Below are 22,966 nucleotides of genomic sequence, written 5' to 3'. Positions count from 1 at the left end.
CGTGATCTCCCGAAAACGGGGACGTCCCTCGCGTGACGTACCGGAAAGCAGGGATCTGTCCGGATGCGGAAAGCAGGACGCGCCGGACCGGGTTCGTTTCCCGGTCCGGCGCGGTCACCCCGGGAACTACTCGACCATCCAGTGGAGCGCGAAGTAGGACAGCGCGGCGACGAGCGCGGCGGCCGGGATCGTGAGGATCCAGGCGGTCACGATGTTGCCCGCGACGCCCCAGCGCACGGCCGACAGGCGCTTGGTGGCGCCGACGCCCATGATCGCGCTGGTGATCGTGTGAGTGGTCGAGATGGGGGCGCCGAAGCCGATGGCCGCCGTGTAGAGCACGGTCGCCGCGGCCGTCTCCGCGGCGAACCCCTGCGGCGGGTCGAGCGCGATGATCCGGCGCCCGAGCGTCCGCATGATCCGCCAGCCGCCCGCGTACGTGCCGAGCGAGATGGCCGTGGCCGCGGCGAGGATGACCCACTGGGGAATCGGGTCGCCGTCGTTCTGGTAACCGCCGACCACGAGGGCCAGGAAGATGACCCCCATGGTCTTCTGCGCGTCCTGGAGACCGTGGCCCAGCGCCATCGCCGCCGCGGACACGGTCTGCGCGTGGCGGAAGCCCCGGTTGGTCTTCGTGGGCTGGGAGCGCCGGAACCCCCATAGAATCGCGATCATGATGAGTCCGGCGAGGGTGAAGCCGATCAGCGGAGACAGGATCATCGGGATGACGACCTTCTCCAGCACGCCGTCCCAGTGGACGGTGCTCGCCGAGGCGATCGCGGAGCCGACCAGACCGCCGATCAGCGCGTGACTGCTTGAGGAGGGAAGGCCGAAATACCAGGTGACGAGGTTCCAGGTGATCGCGCCGATCAGACCCGAGCCGACGATGACGAGGCCGTGGCTTCCCTGCGGGGCGTCGATGATGCCTTTGCCGACGGTCGCCGCCACCTGCGTACCGAGATGCGCACCCAGGAAGTTCATGGCCGCGGCCATGAACAGCGCGGCCCTCGGCGTCAGCGCGCGCGTCGAGACGGAGGTCGCGATCGCGTTCGCGGCGTCGTGGAAACCGTTGGTGTAGTCGAACACCAACGCCACGACCACCACGCCGATGACGAGTGCGAGCGTGAGATCCACTTAGCTTTCCTTGACCGCGATCGACTCGATCGTGTTGGCCACGTGCTCGAAGGCGTCGGCGGCCATCTCAAGCTGATCGATGACCTCCTTCATCTTGAGGACGGTCAACGCGTCGTACTCCCCGCCGAAGAGCTTGGCGAGAAGGCGGCGGTAGACCTGGTCGGCCTGGTTCTCCAGCCGGTTGATCTCGATCCAGTACTCGTTGAGGTTCTTCATCGAACGCAGCCGGGGCATGGCCTCGGCGGTGAGCTCCGCGGCGCGCTCCAGGACCTCGACCTGCCGGACGACCTCCTTGGGGAGGTGGTCGATCTGGTACAGGACGATCAGGTCGGCGGCGGCCTCCATGTAGTCCATCACGTCGTCGAGGTTCGAGGCGAGACGGTAGATGTCCTCGCGGTCGAAGGGCGTGATGAAGCTCTCGTTGAGCCGATTCATGATCGCGTGAGTGCGCTCGTCACCGGCGTGCTCACATGCGCGCATCTTCTCGGCCAGGGCTTCCCTGTCCGATCCGTCACTGATGATCTCTACCAGCAGACGGGACGCTGTGACGAGGTTGTTCGCCGAGTCGGCGAACAAGTCGTAGTAGCTGTCCTCACTTGGTGTGAGACGCAGGCGCACGTCGTTCTCCAGATGTGCGGGGATGGTCCGCAGAGAAGGGTACGGGTTACCAGCGGAAATACGAACTTCACCCGCTAGACGCGCACTCTTCGTGATGTCGTTACCCGGAGGGTCCCCGGCGACACACAGCTTGAGGCAGTCTTGCGAGCATCTTTCCGGTGACCGTTTTTGCTAGTTTTCGGCCACATTATGCCGAAGACAGGTCACGTATGGGACTCTCTCCCCGGGATCGCCGTCCGGCGTGCCACCCGCACTCCTCTCCACAGTCCCCGCTTCCACGACGTTTCTCCGATACCCATCAAGATCGGACAGACCAGGCGACTCCCCGAAAAACCAGGGTGATTTCCATCACGGCCCCCACCAAACCGCGTCCGGGTCCCTCGGCCCGGTCCCTCCCGAGGCTCACAGGGGGCCGGGAAGATCAGATGGGCATCCGGGTCCCTCGGCCCGGTCCCTCCCGAGGCCCGCAAGGAGCCGTGGAGATCAGATGGGCGTCCGGTGGAAGTTGAGGTACGAACGGCTCGGCGTCGGCCCCCGCTGCCCCTGATAGCGCGACCCGTACTTCTCCGAACCGTAGGGATACTCCGCAGGAGAGCTGAGCCGGAACATGCAGAGCTGGCCGATCTTCATACCGGGCCAGAGCTTGATCGGCAGCGTCGCGACGTTGGAGAGTTCCAGCGTGACGTGCCCGCTGAACCCCGGATCGATGAACCCGGCCGTCGAGTGCGTCAGCAGCCCGAGCCTGCCCAGCGAGCTCTTGCCCTCCAGCCGCGAGGCGATGTCGTCCGGCAGCGTGACGACCTCGTACGTGCTCGCCAGCACGAACTCCCCCGGATGCAGGATGAACGGCTCCCCCTTGTCCGGCTCGACCATCCGCGTCAGATCGGGCTGCTCGACCGCCGGATCGATGTGGGGGTACCGGTGGTTCTCGAAGACACGGAAGTAGCGGTCCAGGCGTACGTCAACGCTGGACGGCTGGATCATCTCCGGCTGGAAGGGATCGATCCTGACCCTTCCGGCCTTGATCTCAGCGGCGATGTCACGATCGGAAAGCAGCACGTGTGGAACCTACCAACGCCGGAGCCACGAAACCCGTCTCCCCAGGCAACGCAAGAACCCCACTCCTCACTCCCGGACTGCCGCACCCCCGTCCGGACTCCCGCTCTTCCGCGCTCCCGGACTCCTGTGCTCCCGGACTCCGGCGGGGAGGCGTGGACCTCACTCCCGGCGGGGAGGCACGAATCTTGCTCCCTGGAGGGACGAGAGCCGCTCAACTTTCCGCTAGAGTATTGATGCGCGGCACGCCGCACGCGGGTGTAGTTCAATGGCAGAACATCAGCTTCCCAAGCTGACAGCGCGGGTTCGATTCCCGTCACCCGCTCCACACACAAAGGCCCAGGTCAGGACGTAAATCCGGACCGGGGCCTTCGTTGTTTCCGGAGCTGATTCTCACTCGCGTGCCAGATTCGTGCCAGATCAGGTGATCTTGACCTCGACGAGGGGCGGATCATCGCCGTCGTCATCCTTGGACGTGAACCCTTTCTTGACGATCTCCCCCAGTGCGTCGGCGATGGCTCGATCCCGATCCTTGGCCGTGGGGAGATAGATCATCGCGGCCTTGGTGCTGGAGTGGCCCATCCGCGCCATCAGTTCCTTGAGCGAGGCGCCGGTCATCGCCGCCAGGGTGTTGCCCGTGTGCCGAAGGTCGTGAACGTGGATCTGCGAAAGCCCGGCGTCCTTGAGCGCTTTCGCCCAGACCTTCGTGAAGTTGCTGCGCCGGAGCTGGGCACCCTTCTCCCCCACGAAGACCAGGCCGTCATGCTCCGGTTCGCTGAACCGCTGGAGATGCCAGGTCAGGTCACCGACGATGACCTCAGGCAGAGTGACAACCCGGGCGCCCGCGTCCGACTTGGGCCGGCCGGTGACGAGCTCCCCCGTCCTCATCTCCGAGACCGACGCCTCGATCTTCACCGTCCGTGCCGTGAGGTCGAGGTTGTGACGCCGGAGGGCAGCGATCTCGCCCCATCGCATACTGCCGAAAGTCGCCAGGAGCACCAGGGCGCGGAACCGGCGAGGCACGACATCGGCCAGCGCGAAGACCTCCGAGACGGTCAGCACGGGGCGTTCCTCGGGACGCTCCACTCCGGCGTTCTTGATCCGGCACGGGTTCTTCTTGATCAGGTCATCCTCCACAGCCGTGTTCAAGACGCCCCGCAGCAGCCGGTACGCCTTGGCCACGGTGGACGCGCCGGGGCCGCTCTCCAGGAGCTTGGTGTGCCACTGCCGAACGTGACGTGAGGTGATCTCCGTCAGGAGCTTCTCGCCGAAGGTCGGCATGATGTGCAACCGAAGCAGGCCCTCGTAGAGCTGAGCTGTCTTGGGACGGAGCGTCCTCTCCGTCATCCACGAGGCCGCGTAATTGCGGAAAGAAACCTTGCCCGCGTCCGGATCGGTCCACTCTTGGTCGTGGATCTCAGCCTCTTTCCGAGCAAGCCAGACATCCGCATCGGTCTTGCTCGCGAAGGTCTCCGGTGCCGTTCGCTCCACGTCGTCAGGCCCCGTGTAGCGAGCCTGGAAACGTCCCGATGGCAGCTTGCGCACGGCCCCGAACCGGCGACGACGTCCCTTGTTGTTGCCACCCATCAGGCAGCCCTCCTCTTTCTTGGAGCGATCGGTGCGACGATCCCGGCAGCGATGAACGCCTCAAGCGCCGCTTCGGGGATGCGGACGTTGCGTCCGACATGGATGAAGGCAATCCGGCGTTCCTCGATCAGGCGACGAGGGAAGCGGACCGAGGTGTTCAGCCGTTCGGCCGCCTCTTCAACGGTGAGCAAGCGGCCTTGAGCGAGTTCCGGGAGAGGCGAGGTGGGCTCTTGCCTGGTCTTCCTGGTCATGCCGCCACCTCCAGTCCCGGAGTTGCCGAAAGGTCTGGAACGGGGAGGCCGTCCGCTCTGGCCTGGAGTTCGATCAGGCGTGCGCGGGTGCGCTGGCGGTTGGCGACCTCGCGCAGCAGCCGTTTGGCCAGCGGGGTCCGGTTGGGATCCTTGGACGAGACCGGCCGCCACACGTAGCGGTGTGGATCGGTCACCGTCTCGTCGGGCAGGCCGAGCATGTCGAGCACCCAGGCCCGCCGATCCTGCTTGTGCTCCCGCAGGGTCTTGTTCGACCACTTACGCGAGACCAGGACGCGACGGCCCGCGTAGCCCAGGTGTTCGGCCTTGTGCGCCTTGCCCTTGCACCGGCCCGGCAGCATGCCCGCCTTGGCCCCTTTGGGCTGCACGCCGTACCGCAGCCAGTTCGGGCAGGTCGGCGAGCACGGTTCGTAGCGCAGCGCCTCAACCATCCGGGTCGCGTGGTCACGACGGGCGTGGTGGTCCGGGTCCTCAGGGTCGAGGGGGTCGCCGAGGCTCTTGGTCAGGTACTTCGACAGGTAGCCGATGCACTGGTCAGCGTCCGGCGATCCGGCGAGCACGCCCTGAACGTCGACCTGAGCACCGAAGCGGACCACGTGCAGCGGTTCGGCCGCCTCGTCGGTGCCGAGCTGGTCGAGCACCTCGTTCCACGTGGGCAGGAGTTTCCCGGTGGCCGGGTCGAGGTAGTCGCCGGCCTGCCCGTCGGGGTAGGGCTCAGCCCGTTCGGCCCGCTCGCTCCAGACCGGCAGCTGGTCACCGTCGAATCGGATCTCATCGACGGACGGCCACCACACCTGGTGGTAGGTCGCGGCGGCGATGGCCTTGACCTCCGCACGCGGCATGGTCCCGCGGATCGCCATGTGCAGATGCGGGGCGAGCCGCTTCTGCGGTTCGACGGAGGCGAAGTACTGCACGTCATAGCCCGCCACCCGGCGAAGGTTCTGCACGAACCGATCGACGAGCTTGGAGAAGTGCAGGGCGTCACGAGCCGCCGCCGCGTAGTCGTACGTGCTCGGGTTGACCGGGACGCCGTTGCGAACGCGTCCATAGGAGGGAAGCGTCAGCGTGACGAACAGGGACGGCCGGTAGACCTTGCCGTCAGAGGCGATGAAGGTCCGCCCGAGGGTCGTGTCCTGCTTGGCCCGCTTGGGCAGATCCGGGGCGTCCTGGCGCCGCCTCGTCGAGCGTGAGCGCTTGGGAGTCGACCGACCGCCCAGGATGTTGCCCCGCATCCCAGCGGCGTTGATCTCGGCGTCAATGCCCGCGATAGCCTCATCCCAGTCGAGGGTGTCGTCCCCGTCCCTCTCGACCTCGTCCCGCTTGGCCTGCACGTCGGCCCGGAACTCGATCAGCCATCGCTGGTCTTCGGTGGAAGGGTTGGGTTCGGCGACCGGTTCGTGGTCGAGGTGCCAGCCCTCCCGGCACTGTGCCCGGCGGAGCTGGCGGTTGCGGTTGGCACACGGCGGGCACTTGGCCTCCTGCGTGGCGCCGCAGGGGATGTTGAACGACTCAGAAGTGCCGGTATGGGTGTCGAGGCGCCGCAGCTCGATCGGGCGGATACAGACGCCGTTGTTCTTGGCGACCTCGATCGCGACGTCCAACGCGAACGGCAGAGTGTCACGGACGAGGCGGGGCAAGGTGCGGTCGGAGCCATCGGGCGGGGTGGCGGATGGTGGAGCAGGAGGGGTGTCGGTCACATGGCCTCCTCTCGGTCGACCACGTCAGCGGTGATCCGGCAGGCGTCGCTGTAGGGGTCTTTGCGGAGCCGGGCGGTGTCGAGATCGACGATCACCGTCACTTCGGCGAGGTCGGAGCCGTCGAATGTCCGCAGCCGCCGGAAGGGCAGGCCCTCGATCTCGGCCGGGGTGCCGTGCAGGGTGATTCTCATCAGGCCCCCTCGACCGTCAGCGGCAGCGTGTCAGCGGTGAACACGGCGACCATGTCGCGGATGTCGGCATCGGAGACGTAGCCGGCACGGGCACGCATCGGCTCGGGTGAGGTCTCCAGACGGGTGTAGGCGATGCCCGCGCCGAGGTCCGGCTGAGGTGAGATCAGGTCGGCCAGCGCGCCCCGATCCCGAGCGCCGTCACCGAGGACCATGTCCACCTGTTCGGACTCGTCCAGCCGCAGCGCGATCTTGTCGGGGAACAGGTTGCGGATGCTCAGCACGTCCTTGCGCGGGTCCTGCAACGCCGCCAGGACACCGACCCCCACCGCACGACCCTGCGTGGTCAAGGTTGCCAGCGCCGCCGAGATGCGGAGCTTGAGCCCCTTGTCGGACTGGTAGGCGGTCAGGAACGCCACCTCGTCAACCACTACCAGGACGAACGGGTCATCGACGGTAGGAACGTGGTTGCGCTGAACTCCGGCGAACCGGCCTGCCCTCTCCTGCATGATCTTCACGGCTGCTTCCAGCAGATCGGCGCACGTGGCCGGGTCGGCGGCGTAGCGGTCGAACAGGTCACGGCCGAAGGACAGTTCCATCAGCTTGGGATCCAACGCCCAGATCTGCACCAGGCCCACGCGGACGGCAGGCAGCAGGCCCCGGATGGTGGACCAGATGATCGAGCCCTTGCCCGCCCCGGTGGCCCCGGCGACCAGGACGTGAGTGACGTGGACCTTGAGCCGCCACGGGGTGCCGTCCTCCTGCTTGCCGATCTCGACCGGCCCCACCGACGCCACGGCGGGAATCGGTAGAGCGGGTAAGGGGACGGCCAGCGGATCGCGTCGAGGGAAGGCCAGCAGCAGACGGCCCGATCGGGCGACGGTCACCCGGCACGAGGTGGCGCCGAAGCCATGGGCCAGGTTCTCGATACGGTCGGACCAGTCCTTGACCGATTGTCCGGCGAGCATCTTCACCGTGACCAGGTCTGCCCACGAGGTGCAGGTGACACGGACGAGGCGGGGCAGGTAGTCACGGCCCCGCAGGTGACGGCCTAGACCGGAGACGATCATCACCGGTTGCCAGTGCCGCCGGTAGATCCACACCCGACGCCACCAGGCCAGCAGCCGCCAGCCCACCAGGCGGAGGAACGAGGCCCGATCGACCAGCCGCCATGCGGTGAGAGCGACGGGCACCAGGACGAGAAGCGCGACACCCCACTGCCAGCCGTACAGCCAGCTCAGCGCGCCGGGGGCGACGGCGACGGGTGAGGCGATCGGATAGCGCCACAGCAGCCGCACGGCACCGGCCAGCAGCCGCCAGGTGAAGATGACGATGGTGACGATAGCGGGAGTCTTGAGGACGGCCGGGCGGAACACCACAGCCGTGTCGGGGGTCGTGGTGACGAGGTGTTATGCCTCGTCACCGGGCAGTTTTTTGAACATAAGCTTGAGCCCTCTCTTGATTCGCTGTCTGGGGAGACGAGGGGCCGCCGGAATGCCAGTTCCAGCGGCCCCGCTTCCGTGTCAGGCCGCTTTGCCCTGCTCGGGCTCGTTGGCCGGGACGGTGAACTTGCTCTCGACCGAGCGGGCGAACTGGTTGGCCTCGTGGGCGAGCTGGCGGGCGAACTCGACGTCGGAGGCCGTCACGAGGTCACCGGCCGAGGTGGTGACCAGGAGCGAGACGGCGCCGAAGTCGAGCGCCAGGACCGGGGGGCGAGCCGGGTAGGGGTGGTTGGTGGCGCGGGCGCCACGGCCGGTGTTGAGGGTGATGGTGCTGATGCGGTGAGTCCTGCGACGCGTCATCAGGCGACGTCCTTTCCAGCGGTGGAGGTGTGCTTGGCGGGAGCGGAGGCGACGGGACCGGTGCGCGGGGCGCGCATCTCGCGGACCTTGATGGAGTAGGCGAGACGTCCGGCGCCGTTGACGTACGGGGTGGCGGTGACGTGGTCGAACTCGACCGGGGTGAAGGGCAGGTTCGGCATGGGGCCGGCGGAACGGGCTGGACCGGAGAGAGGATCTTGACGGCCACGGTCTTCTGTCCGGGCTTGACGGTCGGGTCGGCGTCCATGACCGCGACCTGCCAGACGAGTTCTCCGGTGGTCTTGTCGCGGGACTGGACGAACCGGCCGTTGGTGGAGGCGTCGAAGTCCTTGACCGCCTCGACTTCCCCGACGACGTAGCAGCCGTGCGGGAAGACCTGGGCGAAGGTGACGGGGATGGGTCCTTGCAAGGCCATGATGGCACTCCTCTTGTCAACTGACAGGCACTTAACCTATTAAGTGCTTTGAGAATAAGAGAGCCCGCTTGGTAGGTCAAGTACCTAAGCGGGCTCGTGGGGTGAGACTGAGCTAACCGATCGGATAGGCGTCTTCCAGCTCATGCCGATCGGCCGGAAGAAGCACTTCCGCCACGACGAGGGCATGGCCGGCCGCGTCACGTACCGCCGCGTAGACACACAGCAGCGGGACGTTCTTCGGCATGCCGAGCCGCTTGACCTCCTCGGCGGTGGGCATGCGCGCGACGATCTGTTCCACGATGTGATCGAAGCGCACCCCCTTGCGCGACTGGAGATGCTCGCGAAGCCCCTCGGTCAACAGGTCAGCGCTAGTTAGGTCGGTGCCCTCGGACAGCTCCAACGGCATCCACACCGAGACGATCTCGGTCGGTTCGCCGTTCCGGCTGACCAGGCGACGTCGCAGGAACGCCTTGCTCTTCGGGGCGATGTCCAGCAGGGCCGCGATGCGATTGGGTACGGCCAGAGCCGCCGCCTCCACCACCTCACCGTCGGAGGCACTTTCGGGACCGGTCAGGTACGCCTGTCCGGGGCGGGGCTGTTCCATCGAGGTCATCGCCGGACGACCACGCACGAAGCGGCCCTTACCCTGCTGGGAGTCGATCCAGCCCTGTTCGCGTAGCACGCGCAATGCTGCGACGACGGTGGGCCGGGAGACGCCAAACTCGTTGATGAGCTGGTTCTCGCTGGGCAGGAGTGAGCCCGGAGGGTAGTCCCCCGACTCGATGCGCCGTTGAAGTGCCTGAACAAGCTGGGCGTACTTCGGAGGCACGGACTCTAATGACATTACGACCGTCCATCACCCGACAGGTTGTTTGACCAAGTCAGAGCGTAACCTGGCTTCCCCCGCCTGTCACGTCACCGGAAGGCAAGGGGAACGAGAACAGAGAAAGTCCCGGCAGGCAGAGAGAGGGAAGAAGGGCGTTGCGGTTATACGGGTGGGGCCGCGCACGCCGTCTCTGCTACCTGCCGGGACGTGATCAGACGCGACGGGGCAGCGGTAACGCTCTTCGGTGCCCTCCGCACCAAAGGACACCACCCCGCCGCGCCCGCCTATCGACCGACGTAATCGGCCAGAACCTGGGCAGCGCCCACCACGTCGCTGATCGGGTGGCGCTTCTCGGCCGACTGCCAGGAGTAGAAGGCACCGCCATAGCCGATGAACACCCACACCGGCAGTCCCACCTGTGGACGGGGGATCATCAGCGCACTGTCGTTGTCGCGTAGTTCGGCCCGTACGCCGAGCCGCAGCAGCGCGTTCCGCAGCCGGGTGAGGGCATGTGCCTCGTTCTGCTGGCGTTCCTGCTGTAGGCAGGCCGCAGCGGTCTGCATGATCGGATTCATCTCACGTTCCTTTCGACCCGGCCGGTTGCGAGGCAGTCGAGACATTCCTGTTCTCCCTGCGTCTCGTGATCACCACTGCTCCCGCCGACGAGAAGGGCACGGCGCGAGCTGCGCAGCTTGGTTCCACGTCCCCGGCACGCGGGGCAGGGGCGTGTCTCGCTGGTCTCCTCTGGCCGGGTCACCGTCGCCATCTCCTCGAATTTGATCCGCGTTCCCTGCGGCGGAAAGCGGGCTGACGTACCGTGTTGCTTGATGGCAAGTCCACCGGCAATTCGAGAACGACAGGACCCCCAAACGGCCCCCCTGAATCCCCCCTCTTGAGCCCCCAGCCGGGAGGAAGGCCCTAGATGCCCGACAACATCCCCAACGTCCAGCTCCGAGCGTGGCGTAACGAGCACCGTCTGACGCGCGCCGAATTGGCCCACCGGATCAACGCAACGCCGGTCGGCATCAGGGAGTCTCTGGCGTGCGATGAGGAGCGCATTCGGCGCTGGGAGGCCGGAGAGGTCAGGTGGCCCCATTCTCCGTACCGGATCGCCATCACCCAGTTGACCGGACTTCAACCCGAAGACCTAGGATTCCGGCCGAACAGACGCGGGGCCGACCAGCTCATTGAGGCCACCAGCATCATCCCCATGGACGCGTTGCGGGCCGAGGCCGACCTGTACGGCACCATGGAACTCGCCCAGCAGCTCCAGGCGTCCGACGTCGGAACCGGCACCCTCGAAGCCCTCGCCGAGGCCGTCGATCTGCTCTGCCGCGCCTACCCCGTCGTTTCGGCCGCCACATTGCGCGACCGGACCCAGAAGCGCCTCTCTCAGGTCAACGGTCTACTCGGCGGACGGATCACCCTTGCCCAGCACCGGGAACTCCTCGTCATCACCGGATGGCTGACGGCTTTGCTCGGGTGTGTTCACTACGACCTGGGAGAGCGCGAGGAGGCCGAGACCGCCCGCCGCGCCGCCTACGAGATGGGTCGCCAGGTCGGACACGGTGAACTCATGGGCTGGGCACATGAGATGTCGGCGTGGTTCGCCCTGGTCGAGGGCCGCTATGAGGACGTCGTCACCTCTGCCCGCATGGGCCAGGCCGTCGCCGGCCAATCCAGTGCCCAGGTTCAGCTCACCCTGCAAGAGGCCCGCGGTCTAGCACGAATCGGGGACCGCCACGAAGCGGATAAGGCTCTCACCCGCGGAGCTGACGCTCTTGCCAAGCTCCCACTTCCCGGGAACCCGGACCATCACTTTGTGTTCGACCACGCCAAGTGGGTTTTCTACGCCGCCACCGCATACACCTGGCTCGAAGACAACGAGCGTGCTGAAGAACATGCGCGGGAGACCATTCAGATGCACACCCGACCGGACGGCACTTCAAACGCTCCCATGCGCGTCGCCGACGCTCACATAGACCTCGGCATCATTCATGCCCGACGCGGCGATCTCGATGCTGCCGTAAAGCAAGGAATGACAGCATTCGACATCGACCGCAAATCTCTCACCGATCTCGTCAACCGCGCCGCAGATCTGGACCGTGTCATCCGACAGCACTATCGTCGTGAAGCTCTCGCCGAGGAGTTCCACGAACGCTATGTCGCCGCCCGCCGAGCCCTCAACACTCGCCGTCCCGAACTCCTTGATTGGCTGTTTTAAGAGCTGTTTGGGATTCGGATCTAGGTGAGGCTCGGTAGCGGGCTGGTCGTGGCTGATAGAACTTGGACGTAGCGCGCTTTGATGTGACGGATGCCGAGTGGGCGTTAATTGAAAGGCTCACAAATCAAGCATCACACGTAAACCGGGTGCCTTTTGTGCGTTGAGGGACTAACATGCTTGCCATGGAACATGGCGATCATCCTGCGGAGCACGCACACAACGAGGACGAAATACCTCCCTATGGGGTCCTCTCGGAGGGAGTAACGGGCCAAGCACTTCTCGAAGCAATCAGCAAGTCTGGCTACCCATTTCAAGCAGAGGTAGCCGACGTCATCTCATCCGTTCTTGCCCGTGAAGGTGTGGAGAATTTCCTGCAAGAAGAGTGGGCATACATCGATTCGGATAGCAAAACTTCGCGGTCATTAGATATTTACACTCAAATGTTTGTTCCTCCAAAAAAGGAACGAGAAAGTGAAGGCGAAACAGGGCATGCTCGAATTCGCGTAGCGGTCGACTTGCTAATCGAATGCAAGCAAAGCACCTACCCTTTTGTCTTCTTTCTCCGAAACGGGACCTTTGTTCCCAGGGCACGACATCCGGAGATTGCTGGGCTTCCTCACGAGAAGCTGCGCATATTCACCTCAGCCGAGGAAATGACCGAGTTTTCCTTCATGATGCCTATTCATGATGTCCTCGGGTCCTTCGATCTTAGTTTTTGTGGCGTACCAACGCTTTTTGCTGTTTCCTTCGCTAAAGCCGTCCGCAAAGGCGCAAAACTCGAACTTACCGGCGAGGAGACGTATCGATCAATCACGTTGCCTTTAATGAAGGCGGCCGACCATCTTAAGCTACAGTATAAGGTAAGCACCGAAAAAACACACGGTGGCCATATTAGCTACTTAATACACTTCATCGTTTGCGCTGCGGTTATTCGGGCACCAATGATTGGGACTGTTCTTTCTGGCGGCAAAAATCATCTACTAAGCCTCCCCTGGGTGAGAAGCGCCAGGATGGACCCAGTAGATTCAAATAACTACCGCGAGATGAACCGCATCCGCTATTTCGATATCGTACATTTCGATTATTTATCAAGCTATCTGCAGCATATTATACGTGATCTATCGGAATTAGCGCGACGGGCGAAGGAAGTGGCCGGGCCAATAGCTGACGGGTATGGCCTTGACATGCCTTCCCGTAAGGATGGCGCTGAGAGCGATCCGGAATCAGAAGATCAAGAATACGCCTACAAAAGCCTTGTTGAGTTGCCTGCAGAATACGAGAAACACCTTGAAGGAGAAACCTTCTTTGAAATTTCTCACACCGGCGGTCCAGCGCTAGACTTAACAATCGAAGAAGATGACGATATCCCAGAAGGGGAAATAATGCATTTCGCACCTCTTCCAAATGAGTTTTTTTCAAACTGGAATGAGGACTCAAGCGAGCACTTGCAGCCTGACAACCCTGTCCATCGGGGCTTCATGGCAAGTGGTAGCGAATGAGCTGAGGTTCCCGGCGAGACAGCAGTCGACCAAAATCTAATGCCCTGCGATAACTTCATTACCGTCTTACCGTACTTCAACTTCTCTGGCCGATTATCCCTTGATTCGCCTTGTTGGAATCACCCAAACCTTACCTTGCCGAAAACCGCTCCCGGTGGTGATGCGCCGATATGATGATCGGGGTTCATACAGATTGGAATGATCTCGGAACTGCCATGCGCTGGAGAGTGGTCGTCGGATTTGACAAATGATCACAAATTTCCATCAGACAAGCAGTGGGATTGGTCCATTTAGAAACGGGCAATCGGCCTGTTGCGCCACTAGACATTGCCGAATTGTTCTCATAGGTATCAAGGCGGCAGCGCTCCGCGCCGCCGCACGGCCCGCCGCCCGCTCCGCCGTCCGGGCGTGCGGCGTGGGCGCCGGTCCCGAACGGCGGCGGGACTCAGGGCCGCTCGCCGCACCAAGCGCCCGACGCACCGAGCCTCACCCGCCACCCGGGGTACCGCACTGCCGCCATACCAATGCAGCACGACGATCGCCTGACTATGACTGGGCCCCGTTCCTGGTTGGGGGCGATCGAAGGTCCAGGACTTCGTTCCTCAGTCCCGGCCCACCGAACCCGCATAGTAACTGAAGTGTACGCCCACTCGCTGCTATTGATCTGCAATTCTTCCATAACGCAATAGAGCACGGCCCGCGAGAATCATTGCATGTAGCTCGCGGCCCCCAATCCACATAGTGTCACTGCCCCTACGCCGAACAATATGGAAAGCTCGGCCTTTAGCTTTTCCCCTAACTAGCCCGCCTTCGACGATAAAAGGCTTATCCTCCTCTTTCTGAGTGGGAATTAGAATACAGAGCACCTCGCCTCTCTCCGTTTCCACCGATTCGATTCGAAGACGATCGATAGGAGGATGGACGCGGCCGTTGACTACATCCCGATATCGCTTCGCTCGTCCCGAGCCAGTCGGCAGAGGATGAATTTTCTTCAGAGTTTCCACGTCACCGATCTTTTTAGTCTCTATGCCGATCACTATAAGTCCACCAACTTCAGCATTAGCGAAGCTAGAGACGTCTTGAGCCAACTCGATTTTCCACTGCGCTTCAGGCTTTCCTTGCAGATCATAGGCTGAACGCTTGACTTCAAGCGTTTGAGATTCGTCGCGCCCTAAGAGTTCTGCAATATTTCCCGAAGAGGCGAGCTGAAAAGCTACTTCCGGCACCGCAAGTGCCTCTCCTGTAAAAAAGGCAGCGTAACTCATTTCTCTGCGTGCCCTATGTATATCGGCTATAGTGACAGCAGGAGATTCGACTGAAGTACGAATCTCCCAATTTCTTGCAAAATCGCGAAGCTTTTCATCCGAAGTTAATTCTTCATCCAAGCTTGCGATACCGACAAGGCTGAGGCCATAACGCATAAGCACAGGATTGACTATACTTTTCAGGCTGCGGTGCGTCATTCCTGGCAGTGTAGATAACACGAAGAGAGCAAAAATTTGCGACTCCGAGTAGAAATCTACATAGATTCCCGCACTTTCATCCCATGGCGCCTTCCCTTTATCATCATCAAATCTAACCGAATCAAGTGGTAGCGTGGATGACTTGTTCGCTTCATAGCTAGGGTGTGTACGGTAAAATTCTTGCGCTCTGAGAATTGTCTGAGACGCTAGGGCGCTTATTCTTGCAGGGCAAGAGCCTAGGTCATTAAATTCTAACTCTATGTCCAGATGGGAGGTCCCGGTGATCGAGTATCCATCGACGATGAGTGTCTTAGACTTCGCCAGTGCGTCCATGAAGGCCATCATGCCTTCGGATCTTGACCTGATGCGGGGTTTTCTCCACCTCATGGCCGGCCGCGAAGGGCCAGCGAGGGCTCCGACCTTAGATGGTGGCCAAGGGCTGATTGCTCGCCCCTGCCGCGTAAGCACCAAGGGAAGGATCCATGTCTACCTTGAGGCAGGAGTTGAGCAACACGCAAGATCGCGTGCCAGATGCGTGCCAGAACAGGCGGGGAACCACGGTCACTCACGGGGAATCACGGGGACTCGACCCGCTCTGACCTGCACCCCTGTTTTCCCAGCTCAAGGCGGCAAGGTCAGTAGATGATTCCCAAGCTGACAGCGCGGGTTCGATTCCCGTCACCCGCTCCACTCACAAAGGCCCCGGCCCGGATATGAATCCGGACCGGAGCCTTCGTTGTTTTCAGAGCCGATTCTCACTCACATGCCAGATTCGTGCCAGATCAGGTGATCTTGACCTCGACGAGGGGCGGATCATCGCCGTCGTCATCCTTGGACGTGAACCCTTTCTTGACGATCTCCCCCAGTGCGTCGGCGATGGCCCGGTCCTGATCCTCGGCGGTGTGCAGATAGATCATCGCGGCCTTCGTGCCGGAATACCCCATCCGCAGCTCCTTGGGCGAGGCCCCGGTCATCGCCGTCAGAGTGTCGCCCGTGGATCGGGGGCGCGCTTGTCACCCGAAGCTCTCCTTGTCAGCCGGCCGGCGGGGACGCGCTTTCCGCTGGAGGTTCAGCGTCCGTGGAAGGTTCGCCGTTCGGTGCGGGCTCGGCTGTGGTGGGGCGGTCGTAGACCCCGACGGCCCACCCGCCTGGTTGTTCGCCGATCTCGGCCAGCAGGCGTTCGCGCACCTTGGGGCGCGTCAGCGCGTGGGACTGGGCCGTCTCGTCACACCCCTTCGACGACGTCCCGAGCGACTGGCAGCCCGTGACGGCTTTCGCCACCTCCCTGACCGGGGCGTCCGCCGGAAAGACCCAGACCTGCAGGGACTGCGGACGCCTCAGCCAGTCGGAGGGCGCGGAAAGCCTGTCGTGGTGCCCGCCCACCGAACCCTTGCACCGTCCGGCCGTACCGCCCGGTTCGCCGCTCTTGAGCTGCTGTGAGACGACAACCCAAGCCTGGGGATCGTCGCAGACCACCTTGTAGCCGGTGAAGAAACTGGTCGGAGTGAAGGTCACCGTCCAGGTGACGCCCTCCGTCTTGAACCGCTGGGAGTGGATGAGGGAGAGATCGAATTTATCGGCTCCCAGCACCACGGGAAACTTTTCGGGGAGCTTCGGTCCGGGATGCACCTGGGCCGAGTCCACAGGACGTTGGGCGACCGTCGTCTCGGTCCCCCCGGATGGCCCGGTCAGCGGGCCGTTCACCAGTCCGACGGCGGCAACGGCGAAGGCCGCCGCGGTCCCGGCCATCACCGCCCGCCGAATACGGCGTGTGCGGCGGCCCCGCTTGACGATCGCGTCGAGATGAACGGATGGTCCGTGGTGGGCCCGTTCCTGGCCGTGCTCGGTCAGAAGCTTGCGCAGATCACCCTCGGTGTGCCTCATCGCTAAACCCTCTCCAGCTTCATGGTCTGCATGTCCGGATCGACTCGAAGACGGGTGAGGGCCCGGCTGAGCTGGCGCTTCACCGCCCCCGGTGAGCAACCAACGATGTCCGCGACCTGGGCGAGCGTCCGTCCCTCGAAGTAGTGCAGAACGATCACCGCACGTTGGCGGGGGGAAAGCGTGCCGATCGCGCTCCACAGCACGGCCTGATCGTCCACCTCGGCGGCCGTGTCGCGTGGATCGGCCGTCTCAGGGATACTCGCGGCCGGTACCTCCCCGCGCCAGCGCCTTCGCCACCATGAGGCGTGGGTGTTCACGATGATCCGATAGACGTACGGGTCGGGGTTGCCCTCGACCCGCCGCCAGGCAAGCCATGCCTTCGACAGTGCGGTCTGCACTAAATCCTCGGCTGTGCCCCAATCCTGGGTGAGGAGATATGCCATCCGGCACAGCCGTAAGCGCCGGTGCGCCACATACTCGGCGAATCCGTCATCCATCCATCATCTCCGTTTCGTTGTTCCCGGCGATGACTACCGTCCGGGGGACACGTTCGGATGACAGGTGTCACGCATCAAGATGAGACGGGAAGACGGGTACCGCCGTTCCCCGTTGGGTCACGTCACCCGCTTCGGGCAGGAAGAACCATCGCGGAGAGCGAGTCTCCGGCTTGCGGCTCACGTGCTACGGCACATCACCGGCGTGGTCGACGATGCCACGAGCCACCTGGGCCCACGCGATGATCACATCACCTTCGGCGTACTGACCGTTGGGGGAAGGAGGAGCCTGCGTGCCGCCCCCGACGAAGATCTCTCGTCCCCCGAGATACGCGTAACTCCTCGGGTCGACGATGACTTCGTGGCGCGTCCCGTCCCCCCTGTCCAAGTAGATTCCCACGCCTTCACGGCCTGCCAGGTCCTTCATCTTCTCCTCGATCCCGATGCCCTCCAGTTCGGACACGACGGTGTAAAGGGCGGCACGCAGGCGAGGCGGAGGGGAGCCCTCCTGAAGAATCAGCTGGATGTCCTGGAAAAGCATCCACGCCTCCGGCAGGTCGGGGTGATCGGAGGGGTTCTCACCGTCTTTCCTCAAGCGTTTCAACAGGGCGTCCGGGTCCAGGGGCAGGGAACGCAGGTAGGCGACGTCCCACCTGGGGGCATTGGAATTTCTCTTGATGGTGCCGGTGACGAGGGGGGCGTTCTTCCCGGTGTTCCCCTCGCTGTAACGGCTCGCCATCCCCTTGCCGTTACCTTGCTGCCAGCGTTCGTGAGTCCATTTCTTGCCCGCCTTCGACGTGCCCTCCTGTCCGGACTGGTAGCCGATCCCTTTGGTGTAGAGCCACTGATCGGCACGCGGGTAGACGTCCACCACCTTCGCGGCCATCGTGGAGGCCTGTTCTGCCAGGCTTCTTACGCTGGCCGCCGGAGCCCAGACCGGAGTGCTGACAGTTCCCTCTCTCGAATCGGTGCCATCGAGACCCTGCAGGGCCGTGACACCGACAACGATCGAGAGGCCGAGGGCACCGACACCCAGCAGGCGCGGCACCATGGGCCGGGGCCGCCGACGGGGAGGCTGCGCGGTAACCATCGCGGCGAGCAGTCGCTCCCGCGCGCCGCGCAGAGTACGGAGATCGCTCTGCCGTACTTCCGAGCGCAGATCCTGGACCAGATCAAGGTCGTTCACGAGGTCTCCTCACTCATAACTCATACTGATCGGATTGACGCCGCCCAGAGCATGGGCGATCTTGCGGCGAGCACGTGACAGGCGCGAGCGCACCGTGCCGATGGGCACATCCAGCGCCCGCGCCGTCTCCTCATAGGTGAGATCGCCCCAGGCGATCAGCAGCAGTACGTCACGCTCACCACGCCCCAGCTTCGCCAGCGCGGCAGCGAGTCGTTTCCGAGTGGCCACGGCGGCGACCCGGGCGACCACCTGCTCGTCGAATGCCACCGCCACGGGGTCCTCACCTGTGCGGGCCAGTGCCCGGTAACCCCGGACCTCCGCCCGCCGGTGACTGCCGATGACGTTCGTGGTGATGCCGTACAGCCAGGGCAACGCCTCCGAGCGGCCGAAGTCGTATCCGTGTCGCTTCTCGAACGCCCGGGTGAACGTCTCGGCCACCACGTCTTCCGCGTGTTCGGGACCGAGACGTCGGACGACGTAGCGGTGCAGTACGGCAGCGTGCCGGTCGAAGAGTTCCGCGAAGCACTCAGGCGTGCGCAGCGACGCCTCGATGATCGATGAGTCGTCTCGCTGATCCGCCCGCCAGGCACTGTCGTGTACTGACGACCGCGTCGCCATGGGATGCGGGGGATCCGCCAAGGCGAGCTCCCGTTCATGGATGGTTGTCACGACGGTACTTATCCGAAGGACTCGTCAGGGTTCCCGACGGAAAGCCGCCTCGGACGAAAACCCGCCTCCTCGTCTTCCTTTTCCTTGTCTTCCTCGACGAAGGCCCAGGATGCCTGGACGAAAGCGGGTGATGCGTTTGTCGACGACGGTGAAACCTGACCCCGTGGCGACGATCACTCGACTTCACTGGGCGCTGCGGTCACACGGGTGGGGCCGCACACGCCGACTCTGCCATTCGAACTACTGGGACGCTCGACGCAAATATCAACGATGACACTTCCCGCACATCCGGCAGTCGCTACAACTACGCCATGTACGAGCATTAGGTAACTAGTCCCACATATCGCAACCCGCTCGATGCTTGACGCGATAGCAACGGGCACGCCTGGCCCGATGCGACCGATCCGCCAAAGGGCCGGCTGAGGTGGAAGCCGTATTTTCCCATCGCCACGTCCCGGGCAAGTCCAACAGCTCGACTCCTCTGGCATCCCATGGCCGGGGAAGGTCTACCAGCTGAGATACGCGCGAAGACGGCCTTGACCCTCCGGGATGGGACGAGGCAGACGGGAAGATCCGGCGGGCGAAGCATGTGCTTGAGCGCATCCATGACCGGACGTAACCGCCTGGAAAGACGCCCGATAAACTCCTGTTATCGTTCGCCCAATGGAAAAGGCACGGTGAGTATGTCATCCGACCTCACGCACGAACTCTGCATCAAAATCGGGCGGACTGTACGAGATGGTGCCCCGGACGGATGGCAGGAGGTCGATGTCCTTCGCTGTCAGCTCGGCACCTTCGGCATAACCGCTATCACCTATCAGATGGCGGACGGTTCCCAGAAATTCGACACGGCAAAGACCTCGGTGACCTTTTCCATCGGCTGAAAGTGGCCGAGTACAAGCCGGACGAGGGGACGTGGTTCGTCTGCCGGCTCGGCTACAGCCTGCGCGGGAAGTCGTACAACTCCATGATGGAGACCTTCGGCATGGAGTCGCCTTTCTCCCAGGACTACACCGCCGCGATGCCGCCCACCTTCGGGATGGAGCTGCCTTTCGCCCAGGCCGTCGAGGTGCCCGCCCGGGCCTACGTGGAGGAACTGACCATGTTCCCGCGCAGGCCGGATCTCACCCCGCCGTGGATGCGCGCCGCCTGGCCCGAAGGTGTGCCCCTGCCTGAGGGCGGCTCCCTCCCCGCCTCACCGGCGGACAGCGAGCCCGGCTCCGCTTGGCCTCCTCTGGGAACCATGGTCGCGCGGACCGTCGGCCGGGAGGAGGAGCCGGAGACGATCGTTTTCGGGATGGCCGAACACGAGGACGGCACCGGGAACGCCCTGATCTTCATGATGTCCACCGAGGAAACGAACGAGCAGGAGATCGAGCTGGGCATGGACACGTACTGCATCGTCCGGGAGGACCAGGCGGGCACCACCTACGGCGGCGTGACTCACTGCGAGCTCGACTCCGGCCGCCTGACGCTCCACTTCACCGCGGAGGCCGCGAAGGAACTGAACGTGGAGCCCGTCGTCCGGATCGATCTCCAGATCGACGACGACAGCGTCGAACTGCTCAGAAGCAGCCTGCGAGAGATCCTGCTGTCCGGCCGTCACGACCAACACCCTCCCAGCACGCACCTCTGATCGCCGGGCCATTAACCAGGGTGACGAGGGGTCAACCACGGTCACTCATTACCGGCCCAACGCCCAGGTCAGCCGCCCCACAAGGCGTGATCGACGCACTTCCCAAGCTGACAGCGCGGGTTCGATTCCCGTCACCCGCTCTACTCACAGAGGCCCAGTTCAGGACATGAATCCAGATCGGGGCCTTGGTTGTTTCCGGAGCGCTTTCGATCTTCTGTGCCCGTTACGTACCCGATCGCGGTGGAACATCTTTCTTGAGAGCGGCCTCAGCGAACCTCCCCATGCCGTCGGCGATCATCTGATCCCGCCCGTTCTCGGCGTGCAGATAGATCAGCGCGGCCCACGTGGTGCAAGACGGCGGCGTGCCGCGCCGCCGTACCCGGCTCTCCGCCGCCCGCCGACCGGGCGTGCGGCGTGGACGCCGACCCCGACAGGCGGCGACCCGGGCCGTCCACCGACCCGCGCACCCGCCGTACCCGCCGTACCCGCCGTACCCGCCGTACCCGCCGTACCCAACGTACTCGCCGACCACCGACCCGCCACCGCTGCGGTTCCAACTCCTGCATATGATCAGCCCGTCGAACAGGAGCGGGCCATCATCAACCACCCAGGCGCTCTCGTCTTTCTCGTTCTCGTGCTGGCGGGTGCGAGTGCCCTCCTCATCGCGATCACCGTTGCGCTTGTTCGCCTGTTCCGGAGCTAACGCCTCCGGCGGGGGTCTCGGCTTCGGGATGATCGACGTTGCACCAAGAGGACCGTAGGCGGTTGAGGTGGAAGCCTGATCTCCCCGCCTGCCACACCCCAGGCGAGCCCAATATCTCAGCTCCTCCGGATCAAGGCCGTCTGTGACCGTTGGCATCCCATGGCCGAGGAACGCCTACCGGCCGACGTACACGCGAAGACGGCTTTGACAGCTGTTGCCCCCTCCGGGGTGGGACAGGGCAGACGAGAAGATCCGGCGGGCGGGGGCGTGCGTGGCATGGTCTATCTCTTTGCTGGCCTCACACACCGATGGGATGCTCAGCCCATGACTGAACGAGAAGATCCTGCCGCACGTCAAGGGAAGGCAACTGACGACACCCAACCAGTGGACGGGTGGGGGAACGCACTTCTTGCCCTGAGCGCAGCAGTTCCCATCCTCGGCTTCATTATCGAAGAAGAGCTCACTACTAACGCCCTCCTTGGAGCGCTCATCTTCGCGACCGTCGGAATTGGATTACGTATCGAGGCAGCGATCAAGAGTCGTAGGTGACGTGCCGCTCGCGTGCCAGTGCGGCCGAGGGACTCACGGACAAGGAAAACTTCCTCTCACCTGCACCGCAGCAGTTCGGGGAGCCGTGTACCGAAATCTTCCAAACCGGTGAGCGTGGAGCTGCGGGGCTCGCCCGCTGACAGGAGCCGCAAGCCGGAACGGGGGGAAACACACCTAATGATGAGAAAGAATGTCTCCATGAACTCCGAAGGCCAAGCCGAGATACTGCCCCTTATTCAACGCTTCGTTACGACGCAAGAAAGCGTCACCCCACAGGGAAATCCCCTCCTACCGCGCTATCTGAAACTACTCGGCGGCAGCTTTCTCCGTACCCTCTCCGAGGTCGAACTTGCTGTGTTCGCCCGTTCATTTGCGCACGACGCACAAGACATCAGGGACGATGAACTTGGTGTATTGCTGAATCTGGATTGGAGACCCCGTCTTGTCGCCGCCTACCTGATAGGTCTTGACCGCCGAACCCTGTTCCGTCCCAAGCTCCGCGAACTGCTCCTGGAAAGTGCTAGCCCCTACGCGGGAAGGGGTTACTGTTTCGCCTTCGCTCGCTTCGGTGAGGCAAGCGATGCAGAGTCTCTAGTGCTCTACCTCGACCGCTACCTCCCTCGTCCGGAGTGCCGCTACGACCAGTCCTGGGCGATGGGCGCACTCCTTCACTTGGACGAACGCCTGGGAACCGACCACGCTGCTCATTTCTTGGTCCCGGGCGGTCTATGGGAACAGTCATGGCTAAAGGAGCTCAACGTCGACCCCATCGAGCCGAAACGCTGGATCGATCGCCTGCTCCAGTTCGCCGATGACTGCATGAGCGGAGGTGACGGCACGATCGCCCACGTTGGACGCTAGAGCGATCCCAGTCCAGGCGGCGAACCCGTTGCGTACCCGTCAGGAGGAGGATCAAGGGAGACCCGCCAGGTCGTGAACGTGAATCTGCGGAAGCCCGGCATCCTTGAGCACCTTCGTGAAGTTGCCGCGCCGGAGCTGGGCGCCCTTCTCCCTCACGAAGACCAGGCCGTCATGCTCCGGCTCGCCGAACC

Annotated in this window: 24 protein-coding genes and 1 tRNA gene; 7 read left to right on the top strand and 18 right to left on the bottom strand. The window is 63.5% G+C overall.

Annotated features, from left to right (window positions below; translation table 11 throughout):
- Positions 1-126: 126 nt before the first annotated feature.
- The 3 genes from ACW9TB_RS17110 to dcd all read right to left on the bottom strand — a co-directional run bounded on the left by ACW9TB_RS17110 (position 127) and on the right by dcd (position 2,808).
- Positions 127-1,131, bottom strand: coding sequence for an inorganic phosphate transporter (locus ACW9TB_RS17110; protein ID WP_472749017.1), 1,005 nt, complete (start codon positions 1,129-1,131; stop codon positions 127-129).
- Positions 1,132-1,749, bottom strand: a complete 618-nt coding sequence (locus ACW9TB_RS17105; protein WP_030924556.1) for a DUF47 domain-containing protein — start codon at positions 1,747-1,749, stop codon at positions 1,132-1,134. It abuts the gene before it with no gap.
- 483 nt (positions 1,750-2,232) lie between these two features.
- Positions 2,233-2,808, bottom strand: coding sequence for a dCTP deaminase (gene dcd / locus ACW9TB_RS17100; RefSeq protein ID WP_472749016.1), 576 nt, complete (start codon positions 2,806-2,808; stop codon positions 2,233-2,235).
- A 251-nt stretch (positions 2,809-3,059) separates the two neighbouring features.
- Here dcd and ACW9TB_RS17095 point away from each other — a divergent pair.
- Positions 3,060-3,133: transfer RNA gene (locus tag ACW9TB_RS17095), tRNA-Gly, on the top strand.
- Between the two features lie 92 nt (positions 3,134-3,225).
- On the opposite strand, the gene ACW9TB_RS17090 is transcribed toward ACW9TB_RS17095, so the two are convergent.
- The 9 genes from ACW9TB_RS17090 to ACW9TB_RS17050 form a co-directional block, all read right to left on the bottom strand.
- Complete coding sequence (locus ACW9TB_RS17090; protein WP_472749015.1) at positions 3,226-4,392, bottom strand: tyrosine-type recombinase/integrase; 1,167 nt, start codon at positions 4,390-4,392, stop codon at positions 3,226-3,228.
- The gene (locus ACW9TB_RS17085) at positions 4,392-4,643 is read right to left on the bottom strand and encodes an excisionase family DNA-binding protein (RefSeq protein ID WP_472749014.1); all 252 of its coding nucleotides are present in this window, start codon (positions 4,641-4,643) and stop codon (positions 4,392-4,394) included. The genes ACW9TB_RS17090 and ACW9TB_RS17085 overlap by 1 nt, the downstream gene beginning before the upstream one ends.
- Positions 4,640-6,358 (bottom strand): replication initiator, encoded by a 1,719-nt coding sequence (locus ACW9TB_RS17080; protein WP_472749013.1) that lies wholly within the window; start codon positions 6,356-6,358, stop codon positions 4,640-4,642. The genes ACW9TB_RS17085 and ACW9TB_RS17080 overlap by 4 nt, the downstream gene beginning before the upstream one ends.
- Positions 6,355-6,549, bottom strand: coding sequence for a hypothetical protein (locus ACW9TB_RS17075; RefSeq protein ID WP_472749012.1), 195 nt, complete (start codon positions 6,547-6,549; stop codon positions 6,355-6,357). The genes ACW9TB_RS17080 and ACW9TB_RS17075 overlap by 4 nt, the downstream gene beginning before the upstream one ends.
- Positions 6,549-7,922: an FtsK/SpoIIIE domain-containing protein gene (locus ACW9TB_RS17070; RefSeq protein WP_472749011.1), complete on the bottom strand. Its 1,374-nt coding sequence runs from the start codon at positions 7,920-7,922 to the stop codon at positions 6,549-6,551. Before ACW9TB_RS17070 ends, ACW9TB_RS17075 begins: the two co-directional genes overlap by 1 nt.
- A 147-nt stretch (positions 7,923-8,069) precedes the next feature.
- On the bottom strand, positions 8,070-8,348 hold the full coding sequence (locus ACW9TB_RS17065; protein WP_472749010.1) for a hypothetical protein: 279 nt from the start codon (positions 8,346-8,348) through the stop codon (positions 8,070-8,072).
- Entirely contained in the window at positions 8,348-8,527 is a 180-nt protein-coding gene (locus tag ACW9TB_RS17060; RefSeq protein ID WP_472749009.1) for a hypothetical protein, read from the bottom strand. Before ACW9TB_RS17060 ends, ACW9TB_RS17065 begins: the two co-directional genes overlap by 1 nt.
- 366 nt (positions 8,528-8,893) lie before the next feature.
- A complete protein-coding gene (locus ACW9TB_RS17055) occupies positions 8,894-9,610 on the bottom strand; it encodes a GntR family transcriptional regulator (protein WP_472749008.1) in 717 nt (238 codons plus the stop codon).
- Positions 9,611-9,891: 281 nt separating this feature from the next.
- Positions 9,892-10,182 (bottom strand): hypothetical protein, encoded by a 291-nt coding sequence (locus ACW9TB_RS17050; protein WP_472749007.1) that lies wholly within the window; start codon positions 10,180-10,182, stop codon positions 9,892-9,894.
- Positions 10,183-10,529: 347 nt separating this feature from the next.
- Here ACW9TB_RS17050 and ACW9TB_RS17045 point away from each other — a divergent pair, with 347 nt between their 5' ends.
- Positions 10,530-11,831 (top strand): hypothetical protein, encoded by a 1,302-nt coding sequence (locus tag ACW9TB_RS17045; RefSeq protein WP_472749006.1) that lies wholly within the window; start codon positions 10,530-10,532, stop codon positions 11,829-11,831.
- A 182-nt stretch (positions 11,832-12,013) separates the two neighbouring features.
- A complete protein-coding gene (locus ACW9TB_RS17040; protein WP_472749005.1) occupies positions 12,014-13,330 on the top strand; it encodes a hypothetical protein in 1,317 nt (438 codons plus the stop codon).
- Between the two features lie 656 nt (positions 13,331-13,986).
- Here ACW9TB_RS17040 and ACW9TB_RS17035 read toward each other — a convergent pair.
- From ACW9TB_RS17035 to ACW9TB_RS17010, 6 genes are all read right to left on the bottom strand, one after another.
- Positions 13,987-15,126, bottom strand: coding sequence for an AlbA family DNA-binding domain-containing protein (locus tag ACW9TB_RS17035; RefSeq protein ID WP_472749004.1), 1,140 nt, complete (start codon positions 15,124-15,126; stop codon positions 13,987-13,989).
- 449 nt (positions 15,127-15,575) lie between these two features.
- Complete coding sequence (locus tag ACW9TB_RS17030; protein WP_472749003.1) at positions 15,576-15,767, bottom strand: hypothetical protein; 192 nt, start codon at positions 15,765-15,767, stop codon at positions 15,576-15,578.
- Positions 15,768-15,825: 58 nt separating this feature from the next.
- On the bottom strand, positions 15,826-16,677 hold the full coding sequence (locus ACW9TB_RS17025) for a hypothetical protein (protein WP_472749002.1): 852 nt from the start codon (positions 16,675-16,677) through the stop codon (positions 15,826-15,828).
- 2 nt (positions 16,678-16,679) lie between these two features.
- Positions 16,680-17,174: a SigE family RNA polymerase sigma factor gene (locus tag ACW9TB_RS17020; RefSeq protein WP_472749001.1), complete on the bottom strand. Its 495-nt coding sequence runs from the start codon at positions 17,172-17,174 to the stop codon at positions 16,680-16,682.
- Between the two features lie 184 nt (positions 17,175-17,358).
- The gene (locus tag ACW9TB_RS17015; protein ID WP_472749000.1) at positions 17,359-18,357 is read right to left on the bottom strand and encodes a CU044_5270 family protein; all 999 of its coding nucleotides are present in this window, start codon (positions 18,355-18,357) and stop codon (positions 17,359-17,361) included.
- Positions 18,358-18,366: 9 nt separating this feature from the next.
- On the bottom strand, positions 18,367-19,026 hold the full coding sequence (locus tag ACW9TB_RS17010; RefSeq protein WP_472748999.1) for an RNA polymerase sigma factor: 660 nt from the start codon (positions 19,024-19,026) through the stop codon (positions 18,367-18,369).
- Between the two features lie 605 nt (positions 19,027-19,631).
- Here ACW9TB_RS17010 and ACW9TB_RS17005 point away from each other — a divergent pair.
- The 4 genes from ACW9TB_RS17005 to ACW9TB_RS16990 all read left to right on the top strand — a co-directional run bounded on the left by ACW9TB_RS17005 (position 19,632) and on the right by ACW9TB_RS16990 (position 22,775).
- Positions 19,632-19,910, top strand: coding sequence for a hypothetical protein (locus ACW9TB_RS17005; protein WP_472748998.1), 279 nt, complete (start codon positions 19,632-19,634; stop codon positions 19,908-19,910).
- 2 nt (positions 19,911-19,912) lie between these two features.
- Positions 19,913-20,662 (top strand): Imm10 family immunity protein, encoded by a 750-nt coding sequence (locus ACW9TB_RS17000; RefSeq protein WP_472748997.1) that lies wholly within the window; start codon positions 19,913-19,915, stop codon positions 20,660-20,662.
- A 1,027-nt stretch (positions 20,663-21,689) separates the two neighbouring features.
- Positions 21,690-21,914 (top strand): hypothetical protein, encoded by a 225-nt coding sequence (locus ACW9TB_RS16995; protein WP_472748996.1) that lies wholly within the window; start codon positions 21,690-21,692, stop codon positions 21,912-21,914.
- 198 nt (positions 21,915-22,112) lie between these two features.
- Positions 22,113-22,775 (top strand): DUF6000 family protein, encoded by a 663-nt coding sequence (locus ACW9TB_RS16990; protein ID WP_472748995.1) that lies wholly within the window; start codon positions 22,113-22,115, stop codon positions 22,773-22,775.
- Positions 22,776-22,966: the final 191 nt, after the last annotated feature.

It is taken from the genome of Streptosporangium sp. H13245 (assembly GCF_055690525.1).
This window is presented reverse-complemented; position numbering and strand designations above follow the sequence as displayed.